The 12,518-nt window shown below is 45.8% G+C and carries 15 protein-coding genes and 1 riboswitch; of the genes, 9 read left to right on the top strand and 6 right to left on the bottom strand.

Features of this window, described 5'->3' with window-relative positions; translation table 11 throughout:
- Positions 1 to 101 precede the first annotated feature (101 nt).
- The gene (locus tag HP568_RS01430) at positions 102 to 458 is read right to left on the bottom strand and encodes a Na-translocating system protein MpsC family protein (RefSeq protein ID WP_173610495.1); all 357 of its coding nucleotides are present in this window, start codon (positions 456 to 458) and stop codon (positions 102 to 104) included.
- 220 nt (positions 459 to 678) lie between these two features.
- Positions 679 to 781, top strand: a riboswitch (SAM riboswitch).
- A 101-nt stretch (positions 782 to 882) separates the two neighbouring features.
- Between HP568_RS01430 and HP568_RS01435 the strand changes: the two genes are divergently transcribed.
- From HP568_RS01435 to HP568_RS01465, 7 genes are all read left to right on the top strand, one after another.
- Complete coding sequence (locus HP568_RS01435) at positions 883 to 1,713, top strand: MetQ/NlpA family ABC transporter substrate-binding protein (protein ID WP_173628111.1); 831 nt, start codon at positions 883 to 885, stop codon at positions 1,711 to 1,713.
- Positions 1,714 to 1,755: 42 nt separating this feature from the next.
- The gene (locus HP568_RS01440) at positions 1,756 to 2,793 is read left to right on the top strand and encodes a methionine ABC transporter ATP-binding protein (protein WP_048035285.1); all 1,038 of its coding nucleotides are present in this window, start codon (positions 1,756 to 1,758) and stop codon (positions 2,791 to 2,793) included.
- Positions 2,793 to 3,455 (top strand): methionine ABC transporter permease, encoded by a 663-nt coding sequence (locus HP568_RS01445; protein WP_056489125.1) that lies wholly within the window; start codon positions 2,793 to 2,795, stop codon positions 3,453 to 3,455. The genes HP568_RS01440 and HP568_RS01445 overlap by 1 nt, the downstream gene beginning before the upstream one ends.
- 149 nt (positions 3,456 to 3,604) lie before the next feature.
- Entirely contained in the window at positions 3,605 to 4,039 is a 435-nt protein-coding gene (locus HP568_RS01450; protein ID WP_048035287.1) for a hypothetical protein, read from the top strand.
- The gene (locus tag HP568_RS01455; RefSeq protein WP_048035288.1) at positions 4,027 to 4,320 is read left to right on the top strand and encodes a YxcD family protein; all 294 of its coding nucleotides are present in this window, start codon (positions 4,027 to 4,029) and stop codon (positions 4,318 to 4,320) included. Before HP568_RS01450 ends, HP568_RS01455 begins: the two co-directional genes overlap by 13 nt.
- Positions 4,321 to 4,496: 176 nt before the next feature.
- Positions 4,497 to 5,360, top strand: a complete 864-nt coding sequence (locus HP568_RS01460) for an ABC transporter ATP-binding protein (protein ID WP_173628112.1) — start codon at positions 4,497 to 4,499, stop codon at positions 5,358 to 5,360.
- Between the two features lie 204 nt (positions 5,361 to 5,564).
- Positions 5,565 to 6,221, top strand: a complete 657-nt coding sequence (locus HP568_RS01465; protein ID WP_173628113.1) for a DJ-1/PfpI family protein — start codon at positions 5,565 to 5,567, stop codon at positions 6,219 to 6,221.
- Between the two features lie 84 nt (positions 6,222 to 6,305).
- On the opposite strand, the gene HP568_RS01470 is transcribed toward HP568_RS01465, so the two are convergent.
- The 5 genes from HP568_RS01470 to HP568_RS01490 form a co-directional block, all read right to left on the bottom strand.
- Positions 6,306 to 7,292, bottom strand: coding sequence for a siderophore ABC transporter substrate-binding protein (locus HP568_RS01470; protein ID WP_048035291.1), 987 nt, complete (start codon positions 7,290 to 7,292; stop codon positions 6,306 to 6,308).
- Positions 7,293 to 7,397: 105 nt separating this feature from the next.
- Positions 7,398 to 8,156 carry an iron ABC transporter ATP-binding protein gene (locus HP568_RS01475; RefSeq protein WP_173628114.1) on the bottom strand — a complete coding sequence of 253 codons (759 nt, stop codon included), beginning with the start codon at positions 8,154 to 8,156 and terminating at the stop codon, positions 7,398 to 7,400.
- Positions 8,153 to 9,094, bottom strand: a complete 942-nt coding sequence (locus tag HP568_RS01480; RefSeq protein ID WP_056489118.1) for an iron chelate uptake ABC transporter family permease subunit — start codon at positions 9,092 to 9,094, stop codon at positions 8,153 to 8,155. The genes HP568_RS01475 and HP568_RS01480 overlap by 4 nt, the downstream gene beginning before the upstream one ends.
- The gene (locus tag HP568_RS01485; protein ID WP_048035294.1) at positions 9,091 to 10,044 is read right to left on the bottom strand and encodes an ABC transporter permease; all 954 of its coding nucleotides are present in this window, start codon (positions 10,042 to 10,044) and stop codon (positions 9,091 to 9,093) included. The genes HP568_RS01480 and HP568_RS01485 overlap by 4 nt, the downstream gene beginning before the upstream one ends.
- A 249-nt stretch (positions 10,045 to 10,293) precedes the next feature.
- On the bottom strand, positions 10,294 to 11,058 hold the full coding sequence (locus HP568_RS01490; protein WP_173628115.1) for a DUF4097 family beta strand repeat-containing protein: 765 nt from the start codon (positions 11,056 to 11,058) through the stop codon (positions 10,294 to 10,296).
- A gap of 199 nt (positions 11,059 to 11,257) precedes the next feature.
- On the opposite strand from HP568_RS01490, the gene HP568_RS01495 reads away from it, so the two are divergent.
- Together HP568_RS01495 and HP568_RS01500 are read left to right on the top strand one after the other, a co-directional pair.
- The gene (locus HP568_RS01495) at positions 11,258 to 11,932 is read left to right on the top strand and encodes a Crp/Fnr family transcriptional regulator (protein ID WP_173628116.1); all 675 of its coding nucleotides are present in this window, start codon (positions 11,258 to 11,260) and stop codon (positions 11,930 to 11,932) included.
- Positions 11,933 to 12,111: 179 nt separating this feature from the next.
- Positions 12,112 to 12,468: a response regulator gene (locus HP568_RS01500; protein WP_007724662.1), complete on the top strand. Its 357-nt coding sequence runs from the start codon at positions 12,112 to 12,114 to the stop codon at positions 12,466 to 12,468.
- Positions 12,469 to 12,518 lie beyond the last annotated feature (50 nt).

Here is a 12,518-nt window from a genome sequence, read left to right on the forward strand (position 1 = left end):
AGCACTTTTCTTCGTAAACAAAGAGAAGTGACACCCGTTTTTACGCAAAGTCTACGGTCTCCCCTTAAGATAGATCAAAAGAGAAAATCCGAACGATTGCGTCAGGTATTCAGTTCTGATTCAGCTAAAATAACATTCGTGATCGCCCACTGCGTAGGCGCATCATAGTCCCGCAGCACGGCTTCCAACGGCAATCCCATCTCTTCCTCCAGTCGTTCTCGCAGTTTCTTCTTATAAAGAAGAGACATCCGAAAATCGACTTCGAGCTTGAGAGCCGGCGCTTCTCCTTCCAATGCTTGTGAGCGCGGAGAGCGGCGATGCTTGGCTTGGAACGTAATCATCTGATTTTCAATCGTGACTCGGAGCAAAGTCGTTCCAAATCCGAACAACTCTTTTGCTATCTCATTATAGATGGCAGACAGCTTTTTTCTGGTTTCATTGGAGTCCACTAGAGTCATGTCATCACCTGCGATAGCTGGTATCGGGTTCATTCGCTCTCATTATACAAATGATTTTCGGATTCTTCAATAGAATATTCGTATTTAGATCAATTTCACATTTTTCCACCAAGTCATTCGTTTGCAAAAACAGTTGACACGTAAAAAATCAGTCGTTATAATCCAACTATCCAAATAAGAATTAACAACAATGTTTGGAATGATAATTTCATAGCACATTCTCTTATGAAGAGAGGTTGAGGGACTGGCCCTATGACACCTCGGCAACCTATCGCAAACGATACGGTGCCAAATCCAGCGGAATTTATTCCGACAGATAAGAGAGGTATTGTTGCCGTGTATTTACATACGCGCAGTCCCAGCCTCTTCTGTCGGAAGAGGCTTTTTTTATTACATCTTACATCCAGAGAAAAGGGGTATTTTCATGAAAAAGACTGGTCTACTGCTCACTACACTACTGCTCGCTGCATCGCTCGTAACGGCTTGCGGCGGTAAACAGGAAGCTACGCCTGCTAACGGCGGCACTGCTGCTGAACAAACCTCACTCAAAGTGGGCGTCACTGGCGGCCCGCACGAAGAGATTCTCAACAAAGTAAAGGAAGTCGCCAAAGGCAAAGGACTCGATGTCGAAGTCGTCGTTTTCAACGATTACGTACAGCCGAATCAAGCTCTCGATAAAGGAAATCTCGATGTTAACAGCTTCCAAACCATTCCGTTCTTGGCGAAGTTTAATCAAGATCACAAAACAAAGATCGTCGAGGTCGGAAAAACCGTGACGTACCCGATGGGCCTGTACTCCACCAAGCATAAAAAAGTCGAGGACATCCCGGCTGGCGGTGTTGTCGGCATCCAAAACGATCCGACCAACCGAGCACGCGCCCTCTTGCTCTATCAGGCTGCTGGCTTGATTAAGCTAAAGGATGGCGTGGGCGACAACGCAACACCACTGGATATCGTAGAAAATCCAAAAAATTTGCAATTCAAAGAGCTGGAGGCTGCTTTCCTGGCACGCTCGCTGAAAAATGTGGAGGTCGCTTCGATTAATACGAACTTCGCGATGGAAGCTGGGTACACCCCGAAAAAAGATGCGATCTTCGCTGAGACTGCTGACTCTCCATACGTGAACATCTTGGCAGTCAATGAAACCAATAAGGACAACCCCGCTGTCAAAAAGCTGGTGGACATCTACCGTTCGGAAGAAGTGAAAAAATTCATCGACGAACGTTTTGAAGGAGCTGTACTGCCGTCCTGGTAAGATCGACGCCAGGAACATCAAGAACAACAAGGAGAACTCGTTATGATACAGCTAACCGATATTCATAAGTCGTATCAAGTAGGAAACAAGCAGGTAGAAGCATTGAAGGGCGTATCCTTGCAGGTGGAAAAAGGGCAGATTTACGGGGTTATCGGTTTTAGCGGAGCGGGAAAAAGTACCCTGCTCCGTACCATCAACCTGTTGGAGAAGCCGACTAGCGGTTCTGTGATCGTCAATGGCCAGAACATGCTGACCCTCAAGGAAAAAGAGCTGCGACAAGCTCGCAAAAAGATCGGGATTATTTTTCAGCACTTCAACCTGCTCTCTTCCTATAATGTCTTTGACAATGTGGCGGAAATCTTGCGGATGAATCGCGTCCCCAAAGATGTCATTAAGCGCAAGGTAGAAGACCTTCTCGGCTTGGTTGGCTTGTCTGATAAAGCACATGCTTATCCTTCTCAGCTATCCGGTGGACAAAAGCAACGGGTGGGGATCGCTCGTGCGCTTGCGACTGATCCGGAAATCCTGCTCTGTGACGAAGCAACTTCCGCTCTCGACCCGCAGACAACTGAATCGATTCTGGAGCTGTTGCTCGACATCAATCGAAAGTTTAACCTGACCATCGTGCTCATTACCCATGAAATGCAGGTCATCAAAAAAATCTGCGATCAGGTAGCCATCATGGAAAATGGCGTCGTCATCGAGCAAGGCTCTGTTTTGGATGTTTTCAGCAATCCGCAAGAGCAAACGACCCGTAATTTTATCAAAACGGTTTTTGACGATCAGGTACCACAGGAGATTTTGTCCAAGATAAAAGAAACCGGACCCGTTTCCAAAATTGTTCGCGTTGCCTTTCGCGGGGATGCTGCTCTCGATCCTGTTCTGGGAACACTGTCTGCACGTTTTCCGATTAGCACCAATTTATTGTACGGCTCGATTACAACCATAAAAGGTACGGCGCTCGGCATTTTGCTTTTGCACATTTCTGGTGAAGACCAGGCCATTCAGGATGGCATTCGCTTCTTGCGCGAATCCGTCTACCGCGTAGATATTGTGTCACCAGAGGAGGTGCGGAGCTAATGGAGCGTTTGATTGAAATGATTCCGGTATTCGGGCAATCGCTGCAAGAAACTGTCATCATGGTTGGGTTTTCGTTGTTCATTGCGACACTGATCGGGATTCCGCTCGGGATTTTGTTGGTCATCACACAGGCGAACCACCTTTTCCCGAACAAAATCATCTATCACACCCTGAATACGATCATCAACATTGTGCGTTCGCTGCCTTTTATTATCCTGATGGTTGCGATCATTCCATTTACGGAGTTGATTGTGGGCACTTCGATTGGGATTGAAGGAGCAATTGTGCCGCTCATTGTCTATACTGCGCCTTACATCTCACGCCTGATGGAAACGGCCCTGCATGACGTAGATCGTGGCGTTATCGAAGCGTATCAGGCAATGGGTGCATCCCGGACGCAGATTATTTTTCGCATCATGCTACGTGAAGCAAGGCCTGGCATCGTCCTCTGCCTGACGATCGCGACCATCGGTTTGATTGGTGCTACTGCAATGGCCGGAGCAGTCGGTGCCGGCGGACTGGGCGATCTCGCCTTGCGCTACGGCTACCAGCAATGGGACATCGAAGTCATGATCATTACTGTCGTTATCCTCGTAGTCCTGGTCCAGCTCATTCAATCATTAGGCAACTGGGCAGCCCGAAAACTGAAAAAGAGCGCGTAAATCGAAGAACCCCTGACGAGATCGCTTGTCAGGGGCTTTTTTGTAGGTATTTAGACCGATCGTCACTGAAAGTTCGTTGGAATTTCGCTCAATATTCATGTAGACTTATATATACAAGTCATTTAAATGAGAGGGGCTACTCAAATAACATGAAAAAACTCATCATGATGTTGGTTGCCGTAATGCTCGTACTCGCTCCAGCCGGAGGATTCATTGATCACGCCGACGCGAAAGGCTATAAGTCCGGGAAAAAATCCTTCAACTCTAATACGGCTCCTACGAACACGCAAACGCCTAACAAAGCCGATTCGAATGTAAATGCTTCAACAAATAAAGGTACAACCACAACTCCTGCTGCTACAGCAAGCAAAAGCGGCGGATTCATGAAAGGTCTCATGATTGGTGGTCTGGCTGGTTTGCTGTTCGGAACCCTGTTCGCTGACATGGGTATCCTGGGCTCCATCCTTGGCTTCATGATCAACCTGATGGCGATCCTCGCTGTGATTATCCTGATCCGCAAAGTGATCGTCTACTTCAAAACCAAGCGTGAGAAAGAGCAGGAACTGAACGCATGGAAAAGATAACATTTTCCGAACAAGATATCATTAATGCGATCTGTATTCACGCAGCTTACAAAAAGCAGTTGAAGCCGCAAGACATCTCCGTCGAGCTGATGTGGGACGAAGAATACGGCTTTTCTGCTGAAGTACACTGGATGGATCGCCAACAAGTCTTCATCGAGATGAATATGATTGAAGCGATTCGCTACTACCTGGAGACCCAGATGCAGCGCAACCCTTATTCCGCCGGTATCGAGCTGATATTGGACGACGAACAAGGGATCATCGCTCATATCACCTACTAAAACTGGATCATCATTTGTTAACCCAAGGCCAATTTGTTCACGCATGTGAGCAGGTTGGCTTTTTACATATTGAATTTGACCTCGTTCCGTTATATACTTTACCTTAGTGAAAATGATTATCATTACTACATTTCTTATACAGGTACATACTTTGTTTAAAAAGGAGTTGGCCCATTGTGGAGCGCCTATACACGCAAAAGCTGGACATCGGATACGGTGAGCTTTCCATTGTCAAAGACTTGAACATCAGTATTCCTTCTGGAAAAATCACTGCCCTGGTCGGTGCAAATGGTTCTGGTAAATCGACGATCCTCAAAACTCTCGCTCGGATTATGAAACCAACCGGCGGACAAGTATTTTTGGACGGTAAATCGATCCATCAGCAATCGACCAAGGAAGTCGCCAAGCAACTGGCGATTTTGCCGCAAAACCCAACCGCACCCGATGGCTTGACCGTGTCTGAGCTCGTTACCTATGGCCGCTTCCCCCATCAAAAAGGCTTCGGCTCCTTGACTAAGGAAGACAAAGAGATCGTAAACTGGGCTATCTCCATGACCGGCATGGCAGATTTCCATGATCGTCCGGTTGACCAGCTATCCGGCGGTCAGCGCCAGCGCGCCTGGATTGCGATGGCTCTGGCGCAAGGAACAGACATCCTGTTCCTTGATGAGCCTACAACCTTCCTGGATATGGCTCACCAACTGGAGGTTCTCAAGCTGCTGCAAAAGCTGAATGACGAAGAGAATCGTACGATCGTCATGGTCGTCCACGATTTGAACCACGCAACCCGTTATGCACAGCACATGGTAGCCATCTCTCGCGGTACCGTTGTCGCTGAGGGAAGCCCTGCTGAGGTCATGACACCTGAGATGCTGCGCAAGGTATTCAACATCGAAGCAGACATCCTGATTGATCCTCGCACGGGTGTACCGCTCTGCCTCCCTTATGAGCTGTCTCATGCTTTGGATCAAAAGCAACCAAACGAAAACGCGACCCAACCTGTTTACTCGGAAGAGCGCAAGCTGGTTGGAGCCAGATAATTGTTAGATTCCGCTACAAAAAGCCGGTTTTCACCACGTTTTACGGTGTAACCGGCTTTTTGCTATCCCTACTGTCTATCTCTCTTTGTTACACGGGCTTAGAAAACCTTACAGTTAGTCACAACTCCGACATACATATACCCTGTATATGTATGCTAGTGTTTGTTTGCAAGAAAAATATCCCATTTCAAAGGAGAGATCATCATGAAGGTTGCAATCTTGCTTTTCGATGGCATCACCGCATTAGATGCAATTGGTCCATACGATGTATTCGCCGCTACGCTGAAATGTGAAGTGAAGTTTGTCGCTAAGAAAAAAGGGTTAATCAAGCTTGACTCCCATATGGGTTATTTACACGCCGATTACAGTTTTGCTGAGGTTACTTCCGCTGATATTCTTGTTGTTCCCGGTTGCAGTCCGCCCAATTATAAAACCCCTATGAATGACGAAGAAACTCTACAGTGGATTCGCGAAATACATGAAACAACGAAATGGACTACGTCTGTTTGCAATGGCTCTCTGATCTTGAGTGCCGCAGGCTTGTTACATGGTGCCGTAGCCACCACTCATTGGGGGTCCTTCGAGCTGCTCCAATCTCTCGGAACCACTCCAACAGAGGAAAGAGTCGTTCGTCAGGGCAAAATCGTTACAGCGGCCGGTGTTTCCTCTGGTATCGACATGGCCCTCCAATTAGTTGCATGGGAATTGGGAGAAGATATGAGTAAAGGAGTTCAGTTGATTTTGGAATACGATCCCCAGCCACCGTTCGACTCTGGTTCACCAAAGAAAGCACCCGCTTTATTGGTAGAACAAATAAGAGGGATGTTACAGGAGTTTGCAAAACGGGAGCCCCGGGTGTAAATCAGTACGTTCTAAAAAATGAAAAGGCGACAGCCCAGGGATATCTTAATCCCCTCGGCTGTCGCCACTTCTTTTTCTAGCCTCTTACCACTTAACTTCTTTCAGAACTTCATCTGCCATGCTGCCAGTGGAAACCAATCCACCACCGGAGAGATACCAGTAGTTCGCATCGAGATAAATGATGTTGCCATTTTTAAATGCTTTGGTGTTTTTGATCAGGTCGTTTTCGATCGTTTGTTTTGCAGAAGCAGAAGCGTCTTGGTTCTTGTTCACAACACCGCGGTCTACAACAAACAGGTAGTCCGGATCTTTTTCAACGATGTATTCGGAGGATACGCTTTGACCATGTCCTTCGACTTTAATGTCTTTATCTACAGGAGTGATACCCAACTCCTTGTGAATAATGCCAAAACGAGATCCAGGACCATACGCGCTCAGCTTACCTTCGTTCACCAATACGATCAATGCATTTTTACCGCTAGCTGTTGCTTTTTCATTCACTTGCTTGATAGACGCATCAATTTTTGCCAGCTCTTCGTCTACTTGTGCTTCTTTCCCGAAGATGGTACCCAATGTTTTCATGTTCTCTTTGAAGGATTCCATGTAATTCTCGTTGTCTACACCCATGAAGATGGTTGGAGCGATTTTGTTCAGCTCTTCATATGCAGGCTGTTGACGACCGGAGATGAAGATCACATCTGGCTTCATTGCGTTGATTTTCTCAAAGTCTGGTTCTTTCAAACCACCAACGTTTGTGTACTTTGCATCTTTGAACTTTTCCAGGTACGGAGGAATGTTGGAAGACTGAGCAACACCTGCTACTTCGATACCCAATTTATCCAAGGAATCCAGGACACCGTAGTCAAAAGAAACAACGGTTTTTGGATTCTTTTTCAGTTTTGCTTCACCCAATTTATGCTTGATTGTAATTTCTTCGGATGTTTGTGCAGCTTCAGGTGCTTTTGTCGCATCTGTCGCTGGAGTTGAAGGTGCAGCATTATTGGAGCCGCATGCAGCTGTGAATACAGCCATCAGTACTGCCATAAACAGCATGAGTAGTTTTTTGTTCACTTCTCTCACCTCTATATAGAATTTAAAAGTATATAAAATTATTGATAGCTTGCTGATGAAACCCCCTTGCAGGCCATCAAAATTTTAACGATAGGAAGATGGTTCTTACGCGAAATAGACGCATATTTTGTTCTCGTCAATGTCTTCAATCTGGATATCCATGTCATAGACATCTTTTAGCGTAGGTCGCGTAATGATCTCGTCTGTGGTCCCTTCTTTTACGACCTTGCCGTCCTTGAGAGCGACAATATAGTCCGAATAGACAGAGGCAAAGTTGATGTCATGAATAACGATGACAACCGTTTTACCCATTTCGTCTACCAGTCGTCGCAGTACCTTCATAATCTGAACGGAATGCTTCATATCCAAATTGTTAAGCGGCTCATCCAGAAGGACGTAGTCTGTATTTTGAGCGACGACCATAGCGATGTACGCACGCTGGCGTTGACCACCACTCAACTGGTCGAGATACTTGTGCTGAATGTCCGTAAGTTCCAAATAACGGATGGCATCATCCACATGCTTCCAATCCTCTTTTGTCAAATTCCCCTGTGAATACGGGAAGCGACCAAAGCTGACCAGCTCGCGAATCGTCAACCGCACCGTAATGTGGTTTGATTGCTTGAGAATCGATATTTTCTTGGCCAGCTCACTGCTCTTTACCTGGCCAATCTCCTGACCCTCGATGTAAACCTCACCTTGGTCCTTTTTCAAAAGACGACTAATCATGGACAGCAGGGTGCTCTTTCCGGCCCCATTGGGTCCGATAAAGGACGTGATTTTTCCCTTGGCAATTTTCACAGAGACGTCTTCCACGACATATTTGCTACCATACTGTTTTGAGACATTCCGGACTTCTATCACGCTTTATTCTCCTTTAACAGAAGATAGATGAAGTAAACCCCACCAATAAAGTTGACAATGACACTGAGTGTTGTAGAAAACGTGAATACGTGCTTCACAATCAACAAACCGCCAACTAGAGCAATCACACTGATTAATGCCGAGCCTGCCAGCAAATATTTATGCTGATAGGTTTTCATAAACTGATGGGCGAGATTCGCAACCAACAGTCCGAGGAAGGTAATCGGTCCGACCAAAGCTGTCGCAATGGAGACAAGAATCGCAATCACGATGAGGAATCGCTTGATGACAAAATCATAGGGAATCCCCAGATTGATCGCCTGATCCCGCCCGAGCGATAATACATCCAGATACTTGATGTAACGCCAGAAGTAAATCGCAATCACGATGACCAACACATAGCTTGTAATCAACAAATCCGTTTTTACATTATTAAAGCTGGCGAACATCTTGTCTTGTACAATCAAAAACTCGTTCGGATCGATTAACACCTGCATAAACGTGGACAAGCTGCTGAACAACGTCCCCAGAATCAATCCGATTAATAACAGGAAGTAAATGTTTTGCCCTTCTCGTCTAAACAAAAATTTGTAGAGTAAGCCCGCAAAGAGCACCATGATTCCCGTCGAGATAAGAAAGTTAACATTGTTGTTCATCAAGGTGAAGTGTGTGGAACCAAAAACAAAGATCACAAACGTCTGGATGAACATATAGAGCGAATCGAGTCCGATGATGCTAGGCGTCAAGATTCGGTTGTTCGTAATTGTCTGGAAAACCATCGTGGAAAAGGCGATGATGCATCCGGTTAAAATAATGGCGAGAATTTCCTTCGCCCGCCGAGGAAGGATATAGTCCCAGTTGCCGCCGGCGTTAATCGTCATGAATATGGCTATTAAAGCAATGGCCACAATCGACAGGGCACCTATCTTAGCTTTCATTGTTCATATGCCTTTCTTCTCATGAGTAAGTACACGAAGATCGCGCTGCCTATGACCCCAACCATCAAGCCGATAGAAATCTCGTACGGATAGATGATAAGGCGTCCCAGGATATCACAAGCGAGTACAAAAACCGCACCAAGCAAAGCGGTATGACCCAAGCTTTTCTTCAGGTTATCCCCCAGGTACAACGTAACCAGATTGGGAATGATCAGTCCCAAAAACGGGATCGCCCCTACCGTGAGAATAACAACGGAAGTAACACTCGCGACGATGATCAGGCCGATATTGACGACCTGCTTGTAGTTCAGCCCGAGGTTAATGGCGAACTCTTCACCCATTCCTGCAATCGTGAACTTGTTCGCATACAAGTAGGCGATAATCACCAGCGGAATGCTTATGTACAACAGCTCGTAGTTGCCTTTCATAATCGTGGAGAAATCTCCATGCAGCCAGGCAGACATATTTTGCATCAGGTCGTGCTTATAAGCGAAAAACGTCGTGATCGAACCGACGATATTTCCAAACATCAAGCCCACTAGCGGAATGAAAATGGAGTCCTTGAACTTGATTTTGTCGAGAATCTTCATAAAGATAAATGTTCCAAGCAAGGCGAAAGCAAAAGCGACGAGCAGCTTGACCCAAGGACCAGCATCGACGAATACCAAAAGGGAAATCAAAATTCCGAATCGAACGGAATCCTCTGTCCCCGCTGTCGTTGGCGAAACGAACTTGTTCCGCGTCAACTGCTGCATGATCAGGCCAACGATACTCATGCTCATCCCCGCGATAATAATACTGATGAGTCGCGGAATCCGGCTGATCAACATGACTTGTACCTTGTCATCCGTGAGATTGAACAGGTCCCTTGGAGATATATTTATCACACCAATAAAAAGTGAAACGAACGATAGCAAAATAAGTGCTACAACCAAATATCTCTTTTTCATCGCGTCCCTACTCTTCTTACGTTTTCATGGAGTAATGTTCCATATTGACTCGAGTATTTACGAGAGAGAATAATTCTCATGATCATTAATAAAGAGATTCATTCTCAATTAGAACTACCTTTGTTATATTAGCACTTCTTTATCGGAAGGGAAAGCTTTTTTTCATTAGTCGGCTAATTTTTTCCTCAACCTGTCAAAATACCGACAAGAACAAGAAAACCGCCAGGGTAAAAACCCTGACGGTCCTGATTATTTGGATGTGTACGAGCCTGTTACGTTTTGAACGAATCGATCTCCGCTCCCGTCATTCTCAATCAGCACATTTCCTTCGACTGTATCAATGACAATATTGCCGCTTTGGTCCGATATCGTAATATCACCCTTATGCTTCCTGATATACATATCACCTGATTGATCGTGAATCGCTACGTTTCCACCCGTATTTTCCATGACGATATCACCTGAATCGTCTTCGATCAGTTTGAGGGCCGACGCGTCCTTGATCTTGATGTCTCCGGACTGATCACGAATCTCTACCTCTCCGTTTGTATTCGTTAATTGAATATCACCGGAATCATCCTCAATCGTGAGCTTTCCCGTTAGATTGGTCATGTCAATATCCCCTGATCCATCGGTAAGGGCTATCGGCATCTGGGCAGGAACGATTACCGTTAGCGTCATATCCACATAATTTAAACCGATATCTGTGTTCACTTCAGATCTTAGAGTTGCCGTATTTCCATCCTTCTCAAGTGTAATGATGATTTCTTCGGGTTTGACATTTTTCGTTTTGATATCAGCCTCTACATGAATCGCGGTTGCTTTTTCATCACCTTTGACGATCAAATCGCCTGAATCGGTTGCAATATTCAACGCCTCGATGGACTCCGCAGGTAATTCAAGCTGTCTCTTTTCTTCTTCGATCTTAATCACGTTATCGCTGATCGTGCATCCGGCCAAGCTGATTCCTACAGCGATTAAACCTACTCCTATCCACTGTTTCATTTGTTTCATCTGGTTCCCCTCGATACTGGTTATTTTTACAAAATAAGTTCTATATGTATCGTAGCAAAACAGCGTAGAAGAGAAATCAGGCTACAGGGTTGTTCTCTCGTCAGTCTGTAGACGGATATTCCATTGTAGAGATCGCTTCTTTTCCCTACACTACAAGTAAGAATATTTCCCCAATTGAGTTGCCTCGGAGGGTAAAACAATGGACTTGAATCGAATCCAATTTGTGACGGATGCTTTTCCGTGCTTTTCCCTTGTTCCAGAAGCCGCATGGCGCCATCCTGACATAACAGTGGAACGCTTTTCTCCCCAGCTTACGATGCAGCAGGGACATCTGTTTGCCCACGCCGCCTTTGTATTGTCAGGCAAGGTCCGCATCTATATCATCAGCGAATCTGGACGTGAGGTTACGCTATATCGGGTACAACGCGGGGGAGTCTGCGTCCTCATGATGGCAAGTATTTTAGGTGAGACGGGCTATGAAGCGTCCGCACAGCTAGAAGAGGAAACCGAGCTGCTGCTTTTGCCTGTAGATGTCTTCAAAGATTGGATGGATCGCTATAAGGACTTGCGTCAGTTTATTTACCGGAACATGATCAACCGAATGGTCTCCGTCACATCTCTAGTCGAGGATATCGCGTTTAAACCGATCAACGCGCGCATCGCCGAATTATTGCTCCGACGTACTACAGATTCTCGCAATCACCTAACCATCACCCATGAAGCGATTGCCGTTGAACTCGGCACGGCCAGAGAAGTAATCAGTCGGTCACTCAAGGAGTTTGAGAAAGCCGGATGGCTTCAGTTAGGACGAGGCCGAATCGCTGCTATTCACCGTGATGCCCTCCAGGAAAGACTTTTTCTTGGTGATTGGTGAGATTGGTGAGTAAGCTAGCCTCCCTATATCACTCAATTACGAGCTGGCATTCGTTTGTTTTTCCGTATGTTCGACTGTACTTTTTATGATCAAATGATTGCGACATTTTTCCTATCAGTGTTATGGTAAAAGTAGACTACTTACTAAGAATAACGAACCGTTTCGAAACAGGAGGTTTTATGGCTCGTATACTGATAGCAGATGACTCCCTTGTTGTACGAGATTACATGAAAATCATTTTGGAACGGGCGGGCCATCAAGTCATTGCAGAAGCAACGAATGGATTGGACGCCTATCAAAAGTATGCGGCCCACCTCCCCGACGTGGTGACGATGGATATCAATATGCCTGGCATGAATGGCATAGATACCGTCAAAAAAATCATCGGCACCTTCCCCGACGCCAACATCATTATGGTCAGCACCAACGGATTAAAGCCGCTCGTTTTTGAAGCAATCAACGCTGGAGCGCGCCATTACATTCTAAAACCGATCGATGAAGAACGACTTTTGGCTTCCATTACGAATTCTCTTTAGTCGATCAAACAAAAAACTGAGGCACTGTCGCCTCAGTTTTTTCTATGGGT

The organism is Brevibacillus sp. MS2.2 (genome assembly GCF_013284345.1).
GTDB classification, from domain to species: domain Bacteria; phylum Bacillota; class Bacilli; order Brevibacillales; family Brevibacillaceae; genus Brevibacillus; species Brevibacillus brevis_C.

What these genes read in the sequence shown, in the direction of transcription:
- HP568_RS01430 (WP_173610495.1), bottom strand. Translation starts at nt 458, where the DNA reads ATGACTCTAGTGGACTCCAATGAAACCAGAAAAAAGCTGTCTGCCATC.
- HP568_RS01435 (WP_173628111.1), top strand. Translation starts at nt 883, where the DNA reads ATGAAAAAGACTGGTCTACTGCTCACTACACTACTGCTCGCTGCATCG.
- HP568_RS01440 (WP_048035285.1), top strand. Translation starts at nt 1,756, where the DNA reads ATGATACAGCTAACCGATATTCATAAGTCGTATCAAGTAGGAAACAAG.
- HP568_RS01445 (WP_056489125.1), top strand. Translation starts at nt 2,793, where the DNA reads ATGGAGCGTTTGATTGAAATGATTCCGGTATTCGGGCAATCGCTGCAA.
- HP568_RS01450 (WP_048035287.1), top strand. Translation starts at nt 3,605, where the DNA reads ATGAAAAAACTCATCATGATGTTGGTTGCCGTAATGCTCGTACTCGCT.
- HP568_RS01455 (WP_048035288.1), top strand. Translation starts at nt 4,027, where the DNA reads ATGGAAAAGATAACATTTTCCGAACAAGATATCATTAATGCGATCTGT.
- HP568_RS01465 (WP_173628113.1), top strand. Translation starts at nt 5,565, where the DNA reads ATGAAGGTTGCAATCTTGCTTTTCGATGGCATCACCGCATTAGATGCA.
- HP568_RS01480 (WP_056489118.1), bottom strand. Translation starts at nt 9,094, where the DNA reads ATGAAAGCTAAGATAGGTGCCCTGTCGATTGTGGCCATTGCTTTAATA.
- HP568_RS01485 (WP_048035294.1), bottom strand. Translation starts at nt 10,044, where the DNA reads ATGAAAAAGAGATATTTGGTTGTAGCACTTATTTTGCTATCGTTCGTT.
- HP568_RS01490 (WP_173628115.1), bottom strand. Translation starts at nt 11,058, where the DNA reads ATGAAACAAATGAAACAGTGGATAGGAGTAGGTTTAATCGCTGTAGGA.
- HP568_RS01495 (WP_173628116.1), top strand. Translation starts at nt 11,258, where the DNA reads ATGGACTTGAATCGAATCCAATTTGTGACGGATGCTTTTCCGTGCTTT.
- HP568_RS01500 (WP_007724662.1), top strand. Translation starts at nt 12,112, where the DNA reads ATGGCTCGTATACTGATAGCAGATGACTCCCTTGTTGTACGAGATTAC.